This window comes from Hymenobacter edaphi (assembly GCF_003258365.1).
Taxonomy (GTDB): domain Bacteria; phylum Bacteroidota; class Bacteroidia; order Cytophagales; family Hymenobacteraceae; genus Solirubrum; species Solirubrum edaphi.
Genome location: NZ_QHKM01000003.1, coordinates 396115 through 412896, shown reverse-complemented (window position 1 = coordinate 412896; position 16782 = coordinate 396115). Strand labels below are relative to the sequence as shown.

16 protein-coding genes are annotated in these 16782 nt (G+C 63.9%); 12 read left to right on the top strand and 4 right to left on the bottom strand.

Features of this window, described 5'->3' with window-relative positions; all coding sequences use genetic code 11:
- Positions 1-78 precede the first annotated feature (78 nt).
- Both DLM85_RS12220 and rlmB read left to right on the top strand, forming a co-directional pair.
- Complete coding sequence (locus DLM85_RS12220) at positions 79-1305, top strand: GWxTD domain-containing protein (RefSeq protein WP_111478384.1); 1227 nt, start codon at positions 79-81, stop codon at positions 1303-1305.
- A complete protein-coding gene (gene rlmB / locus DLM85_RS12215; protein ID WP_207891017.1) occupies positions 1260-2108 on the top strand; it encodes a 23S rRNA (guanosine(2251)-2'-O)-methyltransferase RlmB in 849 nt (282 codons plus the stop codon). Before DLM85_RS12220 ends, rlmB begins: the two co-directional genes overlap by 46 nt.
- A gap of 180 nt (positions 2109-2288) precedes the next feature.
- Here rlmB and DLM85_RS12210 read toward each other — a convergent pair whose 3' ends face one another.
- Complete coding sequence (locus tag DLM85_RS12210; RefSeq protein ID WP_111478383.1) at positions 2289-3374, bottom strand: mannose-1-phosphate guanylyltransferase; 1086 nt, start codon at positions 3372-3374, stop codon at positions 2289-2291.
- 86 nt (positions 3375-3460) lie between these two features.
- On the bottom strand, positions 3461-4441 hold the full coding sequence (locus DLM85_RS12205) for a KpsF/GutQ family sugar-phosphate isomerase (protein WP_111478382.1): 981 nt from the start codon (positions 4439-4441) through the stop codon (positions 3461-3463).
- A gap of 119 nt (positions 4442-4560) precedes the next feature.
- On the opposite strand from DLM85_RS12205, the gene recQ reads away from it, so the two are divergent.
- Positions 4561-6753, top strand: a complete 2193-nt coding sequence (gene recQ / locus DLM85_RS12200) for a DNA helicase RecQ (protein WP_243635941.1) — start codon at positions 4561-4563, stop codon at positions 6751-6753.
- Positions 6754-6891: 138 nt separating this feature from the next.
- Positions 6892-7467, top strand: coding sequence for a dihydrofolate reductase family protein (locus DLM85_RS12195; protein WP_111478380.1), 576 nt, complete (start codon positions 6892-6894; stop codon positions 7465-7467).
- A 73-nt stretch (positions 7468-7540) separates the two neighbouring features.
- Here the strand turns inward: DLM85_RS12195 and DLM85_RS12190 are convergent, their stop codons facing one another.
- Together DLM85_RS12190 and DLM85_RS12185 are read right to left on the bottom strand one after the other, a co-directional pair.
- Positions 7541-7960, bottom strand: a complete 420-nt coding sequence (locus DLM85_RS12190; protein ID WP_111478379.1) for a BrxA/BrxB family bacilliredoxin — start codon at positions 7958-7960, stop codon at positions 7541-7543.
- A 147-nt stretch (positions 7961-8107) separates the two neighbouring features.
- Positions 8108-8443, bottom strand: a complete 336-nt coding sequence (locus DLM85_RS12185; RefSeq protein WP_111478378.1) for a DUF3861 domain-containing protein — start codon at positions 8441-8443, stop codon at positions 8108-8110.
- Between the two features lie 102 nt (positions 8444-8545).
- Here DLM85_RS12185 and DLM85_RS12180 point away from each other — a divergent pair, with 102 nt between their 5' ends.
- From DLM85_RS12180 to DLM85_RS12145, 8 genes are all read left to right on the top strand, one after another.
- Complete coding sequence (locus DLM85_RS12180; protein ID WP_111478377.1) at positions 8546-8839, top strand: hypothetical protein; 294 nt, start codon at positions 8546-8548, stop codon at positions 8837-8839.
- Positions 8840-9100: 261 nt separating this feature from the next.
- The gene (locus DLM85_RS12175) at positions 9101-10156 is read left to right on the top strand and encodes a tetratricopeptide repeat protein (RefSeq protein WP_111478376.1); all 1056 of its coding nucleotides are present in this window, start codon (positions 9101-9103) and stop codon (positions 10154-10156) included.
- Positions 10157-10266: 110 nt separating this feature from the next.
- Complete coding sequence (locus DLM85_RS12170) at positions 10267-12321, top strand: OmpA family protein (protein ID WP_111478375.1); 2055 nt, start codon at positions 10267-10269, stop codon at positions 12319-12321.
- A gap of 327 nt (positions 12322-12648) precedes the next feature.
- Positions 12649-13050 (top strand): GxxExxY protein, encoded by a 402-nt coding sequence (locus DLM85_RS12165; protein WP_111478374.1) that lies wholly within the window; start codon positions 12649-12651, stop codon positions 13048-13050.
- An 86-nt stretch (positions 13051-13136) separates the two neighbouring features.
- The gene (locus DLM85_RS12160) at positions 13137-13793 is read left to right on the top strand and encodes a LutC/YkgG family protein (protein WP_111478373.1); all 657 of its coding nucleotides are present in this window, start codon (positions 13137-13139) and stop codon (positions 13791-13793) included.
- The gene (locus DLM85_RS12155; RefSeq protein ID WP_111478372.1) at positions 13774-14559 is read left to right on the top strand and encodes a UDP-2,3-diacylglucosamine diphosphatase; all 786 of its coding nucleotides are present in this window, start codon (positions 13774-13776) and stop codon (positions 14557-14559) included. Before DLM85_RS12160 ends, DLM85_RS12155 begins: the two co-directional genes overlap by 20 nt.
- Positions 14549-15466 carry a hypothetical protein gene (locus tag DLM85_RS12150; protein ID WP_111478371.1) on the top strand — a complete coding sequence of 306 codons (918 nt, stop codon included), beginning with the start codon at positions 14549-14551 and terminating at the stop codon, positions 15464-15466. The genes DLM85_RS12155 and DLM85_RS12150 overlap by 11 nt, the downstream gene beginning before the upstream one ends.
- A 241-nt stretch (positions 15467-15707) precedes the next feature.
- Positions 15708-16703, top strand: coding sequence for a ComEA family DNA-binding protein (locus DLM85_RS12145; protein ID WP_111478370.1), 996 nt, complete (start codon positions 15708-15710; stop codon positions 16701-16703).
- The last annotated feature ends 79 nt before the right edge of the window (positions 16704-16782 follow it).

Sequence of the window (16782 nt, the reverse complement as noted above, 5' to 3'; positions counted from 1 at the left end):
GCCAGCGGTAGTACATAGGGCGGGCAGCTGATTTGCAGCCGGTATAGCTTTTTCCGCCCCACCGCCGTTATTGGGAACATGATGCGTCCGTTGCTGCTCCTTCTGTGCTACCTCGGAATTGCCGGCTCAGTATCGGCCCAGAAGCAGCCCGTGCCCTGGCGCATCGACTTCGCCGGCCTCTACCACCCCGGCCGCCCCGGCATCGACGCCCGGCGTGAGGGCGCGGACAGCCTGCGCCTGTTCGTGCGCTTTCCGGCTGGCACCGCCCCGCGGGCCGATCAGCACCTGCGCGTGATGACCTGGAGCAGCTACGAGGCGCGGCGCCCGGGCTGGCAGGACGACCTCGGCCCCTTCGGCCAGACCAGCCGCGGCAACGACGTGACGGTGAGCTTCTGCGTGCCGCTGGCCCCGCTGGCCGCCGCCGCGGTGCTGGCCGTGGGCTCCGTCGAAGCCATTGCCGACGCCCCCGAAGTCACGGCCTGGCTGCTGCTCACCGCCGAGCTGCGCCGCCGCCCCTTTGTGCTGACCGACTCGGCCGGCCGGCCGCTGCTGCGCCGCTACCTGCGCACCGGCGAAACCGTGCGCCTCGACCTGGACGCTGGCGCCAGCGCCGTGCTCACGCTGCGCCGTTACCCGCACGACTTCAGCCCCGCCCTGCCCCCGCACACCGACCCGGCCCGGCAGCGCCCCGCCCCGCGTACCCTCACCGCCGCTTCGGTGCAGACGCTGGTGGCCGATCAGCCCATCCGCTTCGCCGAGCCCGGCCTCTACACCCTGCAGCTCGGCGACGCCCCGCCGCTGGGCGTGCTGGTGCAGCCCGACGGCTTTCCGGAAGTCACCACCGCGCCCGAGCTGATTGACCCGCTGCGCTACCTGACCACCTCCCTGGAGCGCGAGCAGCTGGAGCGGTCTGAAGCCCCCAAGCGCGCCGTCGACGAGTTCTGGCTGCGGGCGGCCGGCGGGGAGCAAAGCGTAGCCCGGGTGCTCATTCGCGACTTTTACGGCCGCGTGGCCGAGGCCAACCGCCTCTTCACCGCCCACAAGCCCGGCTGGATGACCGACCGCGGCCTGCTCTACGTGGTGCTCGGCCCGCCCGACCGCGTGGAGCGCTCGGCCACGGCGGAGCGCTGGGAGTACCTGGGCCCCGAGCGCGCCGGCACTTACACGTTCCGGCCCAAACCGAGTACCTTTGCCCCTGACTACTACGAACTGGTGCGTCGGCCTGAGTACGAATGGCTTTGGATGCGCGCCGTGCAACAATGGAGAACTGGCAAGAACGCCCCCGCCCCGCGGGCCGGCCGCTGAATGAGCGCCGCCCCGACTACAAGAAATACCCGCCGCGCCAGGCCCAGGACCGCAGCATCGAGATGGTGTTCGGCTTGCGCCCCATCATGGAAGCGCTGCAGGCCGGCAAGACGCTGGAAAAAATCTACCTGCTGAAGGGTGCCAAAAACACCATCGTCAGCGACATCAGCGCCCTGGCCCGCGCCGCCGGCACGCCCATTTCGCTGGTGCCCAACGAGAAGCTCGACAACCTCACCCGCAAAAACCACCAGGGTGCCGTTGCCTTCCTCTCCCCCATCGACTACGCCCCGCTCGACAACCTGCTGCCGACGCTGTTCGAGCAGGGCAAGACCCCGCTGATTCTGGTGCTGGACCGCATCACCGACGTGCGCAACTTCGGCGCCATTGCCCGCTCCGCGGAGTGCCTCGGCGTCGACGCCATCGTGGTGCCCACCCACGGCGCGGCCCAGATGAACGGCGACGCGCTGAAGACCTCGACCGGCGCCCTCACCCGCGTACCTGTGTGCCGCGAATCCAACCTGCACGCCACCCTGCGCCGCCTCAAGGACTCGGGCCTGCAGATCGTGGCCTGTACCGAGAAGGGCAACGCAAGCCTGGAGCAAGCCAGCATCGACATGACCGGCCCGCTGGTGGTGGTGATGGGCAGCGAGGAAGACGGCATCAGCCCCGAGTTGCTGGAGCTGTCCGACGCCCGCCTCCGCATCCCGATGATTGGCCAGATTGGCTCGTTGAACGTGTCCGTCGCCAGCGGCATCCTGCTCTACGAAGTGCTGCGCCAGCGACTTGTAGCGGGTGACAAGTAAGAGGTGACACGTGACAGGTTTTGGGTGATGAGGAGATAGACGGCCCGTAATAAGTCACCACTCTCTACCGCCAAAACAGAAGGCCGGCCGCTCAATCGAGCGGCCGGCCTTTTTCGTAGAGCGACGAAGTAGGGGCCGGACAGAACATAAACCTGTCACGTGTTACCTCTTACTTGTCACCTAGTTATATCCCGCGCCCTTCTTCGACTTCACGTCGGCCACGAACTCCTTCACGCGCTGCTCCTCGGTGCGCTTGCAGATCAGCAGCACGTTGTCGTACTCGGCCACGATGTAGCCTTCCAGGCCCTGCACCACCACGAGGCGCTCCGAAGGCGTTTTGATGACGCACTCCTTGGTGTCGTAGAGCATGGCGTCGCCGTCGATGACGTTGTTGTGCTCGTCGCGGCGGCCCATGCGGTGCAGCGAGTCCCAGGTGCCCAGGTCGCTCCAGCCGAAGTCAGCGGGCAGCACGTACACGTTGTCGGCCTTCTCCATGATGCCGTAGTCGATGCTGATGTTGCGGCTGCGCGAGTAGGCCTCGTCGATAAAACCGGCTTCCTGCGCGGTGCCCAGCTGCCCGGCGCCCTCATCAAATACCTCGGCAATGTCCGAGAGGTAGTGGTGGAAGGCCCGCACGATGACGTCGGCGCGCCACACGAAGAGGCCAGAATTCCAGAGGAAGTCGCCGCTGTCGACGAACATCTGCGCCAGCTCCAGGTTGGGCTTCTCGGTGAAGGTCTTGACCTTCCGCAGGTTGGTGTCGCCGAGTTTCTGCTCGTCCATGAACTGAATGTAGCCGTAGCCGGTATCGGGGCGCGAAGGCTGAATGCCGAGCGTGATGAGCACGTCGTTCTGCTGCGCGGCGCTGACGGCCTGCCGAATCACGTCCTGAAACACGTCCTCCTTGAGCACGGCGTGGTCGGCCGGCGTCACGATGATGGTAGCCTGCGGGTCGCGCTGGGCAATGCGGTAACTGGCGTAGGCGATGCAGGGCGCGGTGTTGCGGCCGATGGGCTCCCCCAGAATCTGGTCGGGCTGCAGCTCGGGCAGGTGCTGCTGCACCAGCTCGGTGTAGTCGCGGTTGGTCACCACAAACACGTTTTCGGGCGGGCAGATGCCGGCGAAACGGTCGACCGTCAGGCGCAGCATGGATTTGCCCACGCCCAGCACGTCGTGGAACTGCTTGGGGTTGTTGGTGCGGCTAAAGGGCCAGAAACGGCTACCGATGCCGCCGGCCATGACCACGAGGTACGTATTCTGATTCATCAGGAAGGGAGTAACAAAAGCCCGGCGCGGCCGTGCAGTAAGGGGAATGCCGCGCCGCTGGGGGCCCGCAAAGGTAAGGGATTCGCTTAGACCAGCCCCTCGCGCAGCAAATCGTGCAGGTGGATAAAACCCTGAAAACGGCCCGCTTCCGTTACCACCAGCTGGGTGATATTGCGCGCCTGCATGCGGGCCAGCGCCTCCACCGCAAACTCCTCTACCTCGATGGTCACCGGGCTGAGCGTCATAATGGCGCGGGCCCGCACTTCGCCGAGGCGCTCGGGCTCGAAGTTGGTGAGCATGCGGCGCAGGTCGCCGTCGGTGATGATGCCCTGCAGCTGGCCGGCCGCGTCGAGCACGGCGGTGGCGCCGAGGCGCTTGCCGCTGATTTCCAGAATTATTTCGCGCAGCCCGGCGTTATCAAGGACTTGGGGCACCTGGTTTTGCCGGCTCAGGTCGCCCACCTTTAAATAAAGCTTCTTGCCCAGCGTGCCGCCCGGGTGCAGGGTGGCAAAGTCGCGGGACGTGAAGCCGCGCGACTCCAGCAGAGCCACCGCCAAAGCGTCGCCCAGGGCCAGGGCGGCGGTGGTGCTGGTGGTGGGCGCCAGGTTGTGCGGGCAGGCCTCGCGCTCTACCGGGGCGTGCAGCACGTAGTCGGCCTGCTTGGCCAGGTAGGAGTCGCGGTTTGACACCAAAGCGGCCAGGGGCACCTGTCGGCGGCGCAGCAGCGGCACCAGCACCTTGATTTCGGGCGTGTCGCCCGACTTGCTGATGCAGATGACAAAGTCGCTTTCCTGAATCATGCCCAGGTCGCCGTGAATGGCGTCGGCGGCGTGCATAAAGAGGGCCGGCGTGCCGGTGGAGTTGAAGGTGGCCACCATCTTGGCGGCAATGTGCGCGCTCTTGCCGATGCCGGTGACGACCACGCGCCCGCGTAGTCCCAAAATGGCACGCACGCACTCTTGAAAATCTCCGGTTTGGCTTATAGCTTCGGCTACCCCCCGAATGGCCTCTGCTTCTTGCAGAAGCACATTTTTTCCAATGGAATTGACGTCCGTCAACGGTTTCAATCTAAATTTGTCTAGATTGAGCAGTAAACCCCGAGCGTGAATTTCGTCTGGTTTACCCTTTTGCTCAGCGAGGAAGTACGATGTCAGAAGCAGCAAATACAGCAGAACTTGCGGCGCCCGTGAAAAAGGCCGCCAAACCCGTGGCGGCTGATCTGAAGGCCAAGTTAAAGGAAGTTTTTGGCTACGGTCAGTTCCGCGGCACGCAGGAAGCCATCATCCAGAACGTCATCGACGGGCACAACACCTTCGTGATAATGCCCACGGGCGCGGGTAAGTCGCTGTGCTACCAGCTGCCGGCGCTGGTCTTGCCGGGCACGGCCATCGTCATCTCGCCGCTGATTGCCCTGATGAAAAACCAGGTCGACCAGCTCAACGCCTTCGGGGTGAATGCGCAGGTGATGAACTCCACGCTCACCAAGACCGAGGCCAATAAGGTGAAGCGCGACGTCATCAACGGCGACGTGAAGCTGCTCTACGTGGCGCCCGAGTCGCTGACGAAGGAGGAGACGCTGGACTTCCTGCAGAAAGCCACCATCTCGTTCGTGGCCATCGACGAGGCGCACTGCATTTCGGAGTGGGGCCACGACTTCCGGCCGGAATACCGCCGCATCCGCGGCATCATCGACGATATCGGCGCCAACGTGCCGATTATTGCCCTCACGGCTACGGCCACGCCCAAGGTGCAGCTGGACATCCAGAAAAACCTGCAGATGGACGACGCGTCGGTGTTCAAGTCGTCGTTTAACCGCACCAACCTCTACTACGAGGTGCGGCCCAAGCACCAGACCAAAAAGGCCCTGATTCAGTTCGTGAAGGGCATGAAGGGACAGGCGGGCATCGTGTACTGCCTGAGCCGCAAGAAGGTGGAGGAAATTGCCGAGCTGCTGCGCGTCAACGACGTGCGCGCCCTGCCCTACCACGCCGGCCTCGACCCGCAGACGCGCATGAACAACCAGGACGCGTTCCTGAGCGAGGACTGCGACGTGATTGTGGCTACCATTGCCTTCGGCATGGGCATCGACAAGCCGGACGTGCGCTTCGTGATTCACTACGATACGCCGAAAAGCATCGAAGGCTACTACCAGGAAACCGGCCGCGCCGGCCGCGACGGGCTCGACGGCCACTGCCTGATGTTCTACAGCTACGACGACATCGTGAAGCTGGAGAAGTTCAACAAGGATAAGCCCGTAACCGAGCGCGACAACTCCAAGCTGCTGCTGCAGGAAATGGCCAACTACGCCGATTCGGCGGTGTGCCGGCGCAAGCAGCTGCTGCACTACTTCGGCGAGGTGTACGAAAAGGACTGCGGCTTCTGCGACAACTGCCGCCACCCGCGCGAGAAGTTCGAAGCCAAGCAGCACGTGCTGCTGGCCCTGCAGGCGGTGGTGCAGACCGAGCAGCGCTTCGGCATCGAGCACCTGACGGCGGTGCTCACGGGCATGACCAACCCGCACGTGGAAAGCTACGGCCACGACCAGCTGCCGATATACGGGGCGGGCAAGGACCGTGACATTGCCTTTTGGCACTCGGTGCTGCGTCAGTGCATGATTGCGGGCTTCCTGGGCAAGGACATCGAAAACTTCGGCGTGGTGCGTATCTGTCCCAAGGGCGAGGAGTTTTTGCAGGAGCCGTTCAACCTGAAGTTCTCCAAGGACCACAACTACGAGGAGGAAGTGCAGCAAGAAGAGCAGAAAGAGGAAGTGCAGCAGTCGGCCGGCCACGACCAGGCCCTGTTCGACATGCTGAAAGCCTTGCGCAAAAAGCTGGCCCAGCAGAAGAACCTGCCGCCCTACGTGCTGTTTCAGGACCCTTCGCTCAAGGAAATGGCCACCACCTTCCCGGTGAAGATGGAAGACCTGGCGCACGTCTCGGGCGTGGGCCAGGGCAAGGCCGTGAAATTCGGCGGGCCGTTCCTGGAGCTGATCAAGAAGTACGTGCAGGAAAACGACATCGAAACCGCCGCCGACGTGGTGGTGAAATCGGCCGTCAACAAGTCCAAGATCAAGATTTACATCATTCAGCAGATCGACAAGAAGATGGACCTGGAGGAAATTGCCTCCTCCAAGGGCATCGACATGCGGGAGCTGATGGAGGAAATCGAGCACATCTGCTACTCCGGCACCAAGCTCAACCTGGACTACTACATCAACTCGGTGCTCGACGAGGACCGGCAGGACGAAATCTACGACTACTTCATGTCGGCCCACACCGATAACATTGCGGTGGCGCTGAAGGAGCTGGGCACCGACGACTTCACCGAAGAGGATCTGCGCCTGATGCGCATCAAGTTCCTGAGCGAGGTGGCCAATTAGGCCACGGATTCCAGCGGATTTGACGGATTTTGTGGACGCCCGTGGTCGTATTGACCGCGGGCGTTTTGCGTTGGGCGAATCACGTGAAAAGGATTACTTGCTGTTGGCCGCGTGCCGTTACCACTAAACTCGAATGCTATGTCCGCCCCAGCCGCTTCTACTTCAGTCGTGGATATTCCGTCGAATCCGCGGGTTGAAATCGTCCTCTACATTGCCGCCTCGCTCGACGGCTACGTCGCCGATGAAGACGGCGGCGTGGGCTTTCTGCGGCCCTTCGAAGAATCCGGCCAGGACTACGGCTACCGGGAGTTCGTGCACTCGCTCAGCGCCGTGGTCATGGGTGCGAAAACCTACGAGCAGGTGCTCAGCTTCGACCTACCCGAGTGGCCGTACAAGGGCCTGCCGACGTACGTGTGCACCAAGCGGGCCCTGCCAACCGCTGCTGACCCGAACATCCGGCTCTGGACGGCCCCGGTGACCGAGCTGGCGGCGCAGCTGCCCGCGGGCCGCACCTGGCTGGTGGGTGGCGGGCAGCTCATCGACTCGTTTAACGCCGCCGGGCTTATCGATCGGCTGATGCTGGCGGTGATGCCCGTGTTTGTGGGCCGCGGCATCAAGCTGCTCAGCCAGCCACCCGCCCAGAAACTCGTCCTGGAAAACCTGACGCGCTACCCGGATGGGGTGCTGATGCTGGAGTACGCGCTGCAGCGCTGATGCCGCCTCCGGTAAAAGCAAAAAGGCCCTCGGCAAGTGCCGCGGGCCTTTTTCGGTGCATGAAAAACTTTTACTAGTCGCAGTATTCGGCAAAAGCGCCCTGAAGGTTGTCGACAATGCGCATTAAATCGTTGCCCTCGATGTGGTAGCGCTCGATCATGTGCACCAGCTCGCCGTCTTTGAAGAGGGCAATGCTCGGCGAGGAGGGCGGGTAGGGCAGCATGAACTCGCGGGCCTTGGCCACGGCTTCGGTTTCCATGCCGGCAAATACCGTCACCAGCTTGGCGGGCTTCTTGTCGGACGAGGACAGGGCCATTTTCAGGGCCGGGCGGGCCTTGGCGGCGGCGCAGCCGCACACCGAGTTGACGGCCACCAGCACGGTGCCTTCCTGGAGGTTGAGGGCCGATTCCACTTCTTCGGGCGAGTAGAGCTGCTCGAAGCCGGCTTCGGTGAGGTCCTGGCGGATGGGGGCCACCATGTATTCGGGGTACATTGCCATGATTGACAAACGCTTGGGGTAGGAAAATCTATTGGGTAAGCACGGCCGGAGCCGGTGCTGACAAAATTACGCAAACTCCGCTTGGGCGGAACGCGTGTATAACCGCCAAGCCCCCGGCAGAAGTTTAGGAAGGCTCGATTTTTAGCTCTCGGCGGCGTCGGGTGCGGCGGGGCTGCCGGCAGCTGCCCCCGATTTCAGGCGCTGCATAAAGGCGCGAAAAGCCGGCGCCAGCTCCTCAAACAGTGGATGCTGCCGGTTTTTGAGCATTACCTCGCTGAACAGCTTCAGGCCGATGGCAAACTCGGTAGCGTGCCCCGGCTCCGCAAATAAGTTGCGCTGCTGCAGCCGCTGCACGATGCTGAAAATATCGTCGTGATTGTTGAATTCCAGTTCCAGCGGCTCGTGCCGGGGGCCGTCGGAGCTGATGCCGGCTACCTGTTCCAGGCGCAGGCGGTACTGATAAGCGCGTTTGCTCATGATTTACTCGGTTCGTTACCTATTCGCTTGACGCCGCCGGGACGCTTTTGCTTTAACCGCCAGCCGGTTTATTTGTGGCAGCCTTACCCGGTTTTTCCACCGATGACCTACGCCGAATTCACCGCCACCCTCAGCGCTTCGGCCCCACCGCCCGGCCTCTCCCCGCTGCTACGCGCCCTGTGGCTGGAGCACCACGGGCGCTGGGCTGCCGCCCACGATTTGGCTCAGCAAGACGAAACCGACCCGCTCAGCTGCTGGCTGCACGCCTACCTGCACCGCCGCGAGGGCGACGCGGGCAACGCCGGCTACTGGTACCGCCGCGCCGGCCGGGGGCGCTTTGCGGGCTCCGAGGCCGAAGAGTGGCAGGCATTGGTATGGGCAGTGCTGGGGCCGTAGATAAAAGACCGTCATGGTGAGCTGGTCGAGACACCTCAGGTGCTGACGCCAGATGGGAATTCCTTCGCTCAACGAGAAGAAAGCTATCCAACGTCAGCACGCGAGATTGACTCCGCCTTCCTTCGGGTCTTCGCTGCGCTCAGGATGGCGGGCTTTTTACTTACTCCTCCGCTCATCTTTCATCTATAGCCGGCCGCATCTCCGGAAAAATGCAATATATTTCGACAAGTTCCGCCTCCGCACCTTTTGCTTAAGTCGACTATGAAACAATACTTATTCCTTTTTGGATGCACGCTGGCGGGCTTTGTCGCGCAGGCGCAAACTGATACGGTACGGGCTTCTACCCTGCCGCCGGCGCAGCTGGCCGAGAAATATTACAATAGCGGCGTCGCGAAGTTCAACGACAAAAGCTACAACGCCGCCATTCAGGACTTCGACCGGGCGCTGGCCGCCAAGCCCGATTTTGCCAAGGCTTACTACAACCGCGCCGCCACCCGCTACGAACTGAAGCAGTACGCCCCGGCCGTGCAGGACTACAACGAAGCCATCCGCCTCGACCCCTCAACTTTCACGGCCTGGTACGGCCGCGCCCAGGCCCGGCAGGCCCAGAACCTGCCCGCCGAAGCCGAGCAGGACTACAGCAAGGTGACGGAGCTGAAGCCCGACTACGCCGCCGCCTGGTACGACCGGGGCGCCCTGCGCTTCGAGAAGGGCGACTACCAGGCCGCCCTGCAGGACTTCACCCAGGCCACCAAAGTCGACCCGAAGTACGCCTACGCCTGGCACGACCGCGCCAGCGCCGAGCGGCAGCTGGGCCAGCCCGAGGCCGCCGTGCGCGACTATACCGAGGCCCTGCGCCTCAACCCCGACCTGCACGTGGCCCTGCTGAACCGCGCCGCCGCCAAGCGCCGGCAGAAGGACTACAAAGGCGCCCAGGAAGACTACTCCGACTACCTGCGCCGCCGCACCGACGACCCGGTGGGCTACCTCGGCCGCGCCGGGGCCCGTTACGAAGCCGGCGAGTACCAGGCCGCCGTGGATGACCTGACCCAGGCGCTGAAGCTCAAGCCCGACTACGCGCTGGCCCTGAACAACCGCGCCGCCGCCTACCAGCAGCTCAAGAAATACAAGGAGGCCGAAGCCGACGCCACGGCCGCCATCGGCCAGAACCCGCAGTACGCCGAGGCCTACCTGAACCGCGGCCACGCCCGCGAGATGCTGCGCAACGTGCCCGGTGCCTGCGCCGACTGGCGCAAAGCCGCCGAGCTGGGCATCACGGCCGGCACCGCCTACGCCGCCAACTCGGGCTGCGAGTAAGTGGTGAAATAGTGAGATGGTGAACTGGTGAGTTCGGCCACTGCGCCTTCTGCGAAAACCTCTGCGTCCTCTGCGGGCTAACCTGACGCCCGCGCCACCTTCCCGAAAACATGCTTAGATATTTATACGCCGCTTCCTTTTTGCTGCTGACGCTGACGGCGCAGGCGCAGAACGTGGACTTCACCAAGGACGAGTTCAAGGGCGACAAGGAAAGCCTCAAGAACGCCCAGAAGGAGCTCAAGGAGGCCAACAGCTGGTACGAAACCGACCCGCCGCGCTACGAGCAGGCCCTGCCGCACTTTCTGGCCGCCCAGCAGGTCAACCCCAACAACGCCCAGCTCAACTTCCGCATCGGGCACTGCTACCTGAACTCGACCTACAAATCGAAGGCCCTGCCCTACCTGCAGAAGGCCTACCAGCTCGATGCGCAGGTGGACGCGCGCATCCGCTACATGCTGGGCCGCGGGCTGCACCTGAATGCCCGATGGGAAGAGGCCATTGCCGAGTACAAAGCCGCCCAGCCGGCCGCCGGCAGCAAGAATGCCACCGCCCAGCTCAGCGACATTCGCAAGAAGATTCAGGAGTGCGAAGCGGGCCTGGCTTTGATGAAAACGCCTACCCGCGCCTTTATCGACAACGTGGGCCCGGCCATCAATACGCCCTACCCCGAGTACGGCCCGGTCATCACGGCCGACGAGTCGGTGATGCTGTTCACGTCGCGCCGCGACGGGGGCGTGGGCGACGAGAAGGACCCGTTTCTCGGCGGCTACTTCGAGGACATCTGGCAGTCGGTGAAGGGCAAGGACGGGCAGTGGCAGCCGGCCAAGAACCTGGGACCGACGGTGAATACCAAGGGCCACGACGCGGTGGTGGCCCTCTCGCCCGACGGGCAGAAGCTGGTGACCTACGTGGAAGACGGCGCCGGCGACCTGTACGAAGCCAACCTAAAGGGCAGCGCCTGGAGCAAGCCTGGCTCGTTGGGCCGGCGCGTGAACGGTGGGCAGGCGCACGAATCGTCCGCCGCCTACGCCCCCAACGGGCGGATGCTGTACTTCGTCAGCAACGGCTCGGAGGAAAGCAGCCGCGGCGGCCACGACATCTGGCGGCTCGACATCGAGGGCAAGGGCAAGGCCGAAAACCTGGGCTCGGTCATCAACACGCCCTACGACGAGGACGGCATCTTCGTGCACCCCGACGGCAAGACCATCTACTTCTCCTCGCAGGGCCACAACTCCATGGGCGGCTACGACATCTTCCGCTCGGAGTGGAAAAACGGGCAGTGGACCAAGCCCGAAAACCTGGGCTGGCCCATCAACACCCCCGACGACGACGTGTTCTTCGTGCTGTCGGCCTCGGGGCGCCACGGCTACTTCGCCTCGTCCCGCGACGACACGCAGGGCAGCCGCGACATCTACATGATTACCTTCCTGGGCCCCGAGAAGCCGCCGGTTATTTCCTCTGAAGAGCCGCTGCTGGCCTCCCGCGCGGCCCCGGTGCGGCAAACGCTGCTGGCCCCCGCCGTGCCCATTGCCACCGCCCAGGTAACCATCCTGAAAGGCACCGTGACGGATGCCGACTCGAAGCAGCCCATCGAGGCCACCATCGACCTGGTCGACAACACGCTGAACCAGGTCATTGCCTCGTTCCGCTCGAACTCGCAGTCGGGGCGCTACCTGGTGTCGTTGCCTTCCGGCGTGAACTACGGCATCGTGGTGCGCAAGGAGGGCTACCTGTTCCACTCCGAAAACTTCGATTTGCCCCAGGGCGCGGCCTACTCGGAAGTGGTGAAGGACATTCCGCTCAAGAAGCTGGACGTGGGCGCCAAGGTGGTCTTGAACAACATCTTCTTCGACTTCGACAAGGCGACCCTGCGCAAGGAAAGCACCGCCGAGCTGGAGCGCCTGGTGCAGCTGATGACGGTGGAATACCCGGCTTTGCGCATCGAAATGTCGGGCCACACCGATAACGTGGGCAAGGCCGAGTACAACAAGGACCTCTCGCTCCGTCGCGCCAAGGCCGTGGTGGATTACCTCACCGCCCACGGCGTGGCCGCCGCCCGCCTCAGCTCCGCCGGCTACGGCGACACCCAGCCCGTGGCGCCCAACACCACCAAGGAAGGCCGACAGCTGAACCGCCGCACCGAGTTCAAGGTGATTGGTAAATAAGGACCACGGATTCGACGGATTTTTCGGATTACACGGATTTTGGGGACGATTGTCGTTCAACGAAGTGGTGCCACGGCTTGCAGCCGTGGCACCACTGTTTTAAGCCGCCTGCCTGTGGAATTCCCGGCGGACTTCGCCGTACGACGGAGGCCGTTGTGGATTCTCCCAACGGCCTTCGTCGGATGGAAATACTCAGTGGATATTTCCGCGTTGGCCATTTCCGTTCGGGACTGGCCGTGACTATCGTTAATTCTGTAGCCTCTCATGGCTTTGATTGTTACGGTGGAATAACTTGGGGCAGGGCGGCTTTGGCAGCCTGCTTTATCTATGTTGCTGGATACGCGCTATAATGAATTGACCCGGCAGGTAATTGGCTGTGCTATGCAGGTGCACCGACAGCTGGGCAATGGGTTTCCGGAGGTGGTGTACCAGCGCAGTCTGGCCGTTGAGTTCGAGGAAGCGGGCCTTCCATTTCAACGGGAGGTGGTAATGCCCGTTTTCTACAAGAATATCGAGGTCGGTTCGCGCCGCGTTGATTTTCTGGTAGCTGATGTAGTGCTGGTAGAACTCAAGGCCCTGAATGAGTTAACCGCCGTGCATTTCGCCCAAACCATCAATTACCTGGAAGCTTACCAGCTTGAAATAGGTTTATTGCTGAACTTTGGGGAGCCAAGCCTGCGCTACAAACGTTTCCTCAAAAACCAGCCCCGCCCGCTTACCCCTTCCTGAGCCTAAATGCGGCCAGTACCTTGCCCGGAAATGCCACGCAGCAGCCGTCCACAAAATCCGTTCAATCCGAAAAATCCGTCGAATCCGTGGTCGAGTCGTCCCGTGACATCATCCTGAAGCGCATCCGCACGGCCCTGCAGCAGCCCAGCCCGCAGCAGCCGGCCGTGCCCAACTTCACCGCGCCGCTCTTCCCGGCCCCGGCCGACGACCTGACCATCAGCTTCGCCGAAAGCTTCGTGCGGGCCGGCGGCACGTTTTACTACTGCGCCACCGAAGAGCACTTCTACGACCTGCTCTACACCCACAAAAAGGAGCGTGGCATCGAGCACCTGTTCGTGTGGGAACCGGAGCTGAAGAAGCTGCTGCACGCGGCCGGCATCGTGCACATCGGCGACGAAACCGACTTCATTGCCCACGCCGACGCGGGCCTGACCACCTGCGAGGCGCTGGTGGCCCGCACCGGCTCGGTGCTGCTGAGCTCGGCCACGGCCAGCGGGCGGCGCCTGAGCATCTACCCCGATCAGCAGCTGGTTTTCGCCCGCGCCTCCCAGGTGGTGGCCGACATCAGCGACGCCCTGCAGCTGGCCGAGGCCAAGTTCGGTGGGCTGGACAAGCTGCCGTCCATGCTTTCCTTGGCCACCGGCCCCAGCCGCACCGCCGACATCGAGAAAACCCTCGTGCTCGGCGCCCACGGGCCGCGCAGCATCACCTTGTTCCTGCTGGATGACCTCGCCACTGCCTGAGCTGCCCCCCATCGTGCTGGCGCCCGACCGCAAGGTGTACTTTGCCTCCGACTTCCACCTCGGCGCCCCTAACCCCGCCAGCTCGCGGGAACGGGAGCGGCGCATCGTGCGCTGGCTGGACATGGCCGCCCAGGACGCGGCGGCCATCTACCTCGTGGGCGACATTTTCGACTTCTGGTTTGAGTACCGCCACGCCATTCCCCGGGGCTTTATCCGCCTGCAGGGCAAGCTGGCCGAGCTGGTCGACGGCGGACTGCCCGTAACCTTCTTCACCGGCAACCACGACATGTGGATGTTCGGCTACTTCACCCAGGAGCTGGGCATTCCGGTGCTGCGCCACCCGGTCAGCCTCAGCATCGGGGAGCAGCGCTTTCACCTCGGCCACGGCGACGGGCTGGGGCCCAAGGACTACACCTACAAGGTGCTCAAGCGTATTTTCGCCTCGCCGGTGGCCCAGTGGCTGTTTGCGCGCATCCACCCCAACGTGGGCATCGGCATTGCCAACGCCTGGAGCCAGCGCAGCCGCCTGAGCAACACGGCCAAGGACGACATTTACCTCGGCGACGACGAGTGGCTGCTGGTGTACTGCCGGGAGCTGGAAAAGCGTTTCCACCACGACTACTACGTGTTCGGCCACCGTCACCTGCCGCTCGACGTGCCCGTGGGCGCGCACAGCCGCTACGTCAACCTCGGCGAGTGGGTCAATTATTGCACCTACGGCGTCTACGATGGCAACAACCTGTCCCTGGAACGTTTTGAAGGCTAGGCTCCGCTGGCTGAATGCCCGGCTCGGCAAATCGGCCGCCGCACTTGGCCTGACGCTGCTCGGCGCGGCCCCGGCCCTGGCCCAGACAACCACGCCCCAGCCCACGGCTCCGGCCGAAGCCCGCCCCGCCGCCCAGCTGCCGGCCGCCGCCGCCCCGGCCCCCAACCTGACGCTGGTGCGCACCGTGCCGCTGGCCCAGCCCGGCCCGGCTTCGCTGGATCGGCGCGGCAACCTCTACGTAACCGACGCCCGAAACAGCCTGCGGCAGTTCGGGCCCGACGGGCAGCTGCTGGCCACCTACTCGCCGCCGCTGGTGGGCCATACCGGCTCGGTGGAAGCCTGGAACGCGGCCAAAATCCTGGTGTACTACGACGACCGGCAGGAGCTGCTGGTGCTCGACCGGTTTCTGGCGCCCATCGGCGGCACGCGCTTTTCCGAAATCATCGACAACGGGCTGATTCGCCTGGCCACCATCGCGCCCGACGACAACCTCTGGCTGCTCAACGAAAGCAACCTGACGCTGCTGCAGTACAGCTCGGGCCAGCAGCGCGTGACGGTGACCACGCCCCTGGACGTGCTGCTGGGCCGCACCAAGCCCGATTTCCGCTTTCTGCGCGAGTACCAGAACAACCTCTACCTCGTCGACCGCACCAGCGGCGTGTGGGTGTTCGACAACCTCGGCAACTTCCGCAAGCGCCTGCCCATCACCGGCCTGAGCTGGGCCGGCTTCCGCGGCGACGAGCTGTACTACCTCCGGGACGGCCTGCTACACTTCTACCACCTCTACAGCTTTCAGGAGCGCACCGTGCTACTGCCCGTGCCCGATGCCACCCAGGTGCTGGTGGGCGAGCAGTACCTCTACGCCCTCACCCCGACGGGCTTCAGCGTGTACCAACTGCCGCGCTGAAGCAACGCAGTACTCCGCCGCCTCCAACCGCCGGGCGGCGAAGCTACATTCGTTGGGCCACTGTCGTTGACCCACAAGCGGCTGTACGCCTGTCAGAAGCTGGTCGGGGCCTGGGTCCACGCGTGTTACGAGCCAAGCCTCGGTGGCAGAATTACCATATTTTTTATCCAGCCAGCATCCAACACACGCTATTAATCAGTAGATTTTCCACCGATTCTAGTGTTCTGTTGCCTTCTTGATTATGTCCGTGGCTGATTCCCTGCGCCGTTTCGTGCGGCGGCATTTCGGGTTTTCCCGCACCGAAACCAATGGCTTTGCCTTCCTGCTGATTCTGCTGCTGGCGCTGCTGGCCACCCCGGCCCTGCTGCGCCCGGCGCTGCCTCGTTACAACCCCGCCGCCGACCGCCGGCAGCTGGAGCAGGTAGCCGCCGAGCTGACCGCCGCCCGCCCCGCCGAAGCCACCCGCCGCCGCTACCCGGCCCGCCGGCCCGCCTACGTGCGCGTGGCCCGCATTCCGCTCACGCCCTTCGACCCCAACGCGGTGGACGAAACCGGCTGGCAAGCCCGCGGGTTGCCGCGCTTTCTGGCCAAGCGCCTGGTGAAGTACCGCGACGTCATCGGCGGCTTCAAGGCTAAGGAGCAGCTGCGCAAAGCCTACGGCCTCGACGACACCACCTACCAGCGGCTGGCGCCCTACCTGCGGCTGCCCGAGCAGCTGCCGCCCGGCGAAAAGAAACAGTACGCCAGCCGCTACCCCGACCGCAAAGGCCAGCCCTTCGCCGATGTGGGCAGCGCTGCGCCGGGCAAGTTTCCGCGCAAGCCGCGCCACCTGCAGCCCTTCGACCTGAACGCGGCCGACACCACCCAGCTCATGCAGATTCGCGGCATCGGGCGGCGGCTGTCGGCGCGGGTGGTGGAGTACCGCGAGCGGCTGGGCGGCTTCATCACGGTGGACCAGGCGGCCGAAATCTACAGCCTGCGCGACGCGCCCGACCTGGTGGACAGCCTGCGCAAGTACACCTTCGTGCCGGCCGGCTACCAGCCCCAGCCGCTGAACGTGAACGAAGGCGAATTTGAGGAAATCTGCCAGCACCCGTACCTGGGCAAGCGCCTGGCCCGCGTGGTGGTGGCCTACCGCCAGCAGCACGGCCGCTTCCGCCAGCCCACCGACCTGCGCCAGATCCGCGTGCTCGACGACGCGACCTATCAGAAGCTACTGCCCTACCTGCGCTTCTGAGGCCCGGGCCGCGCGGCCGAATTGCAGCCAATCGGCCGCGCTTTGCGTAAGGCAGCGCAGAATGCCCCCGGTTTCGGCG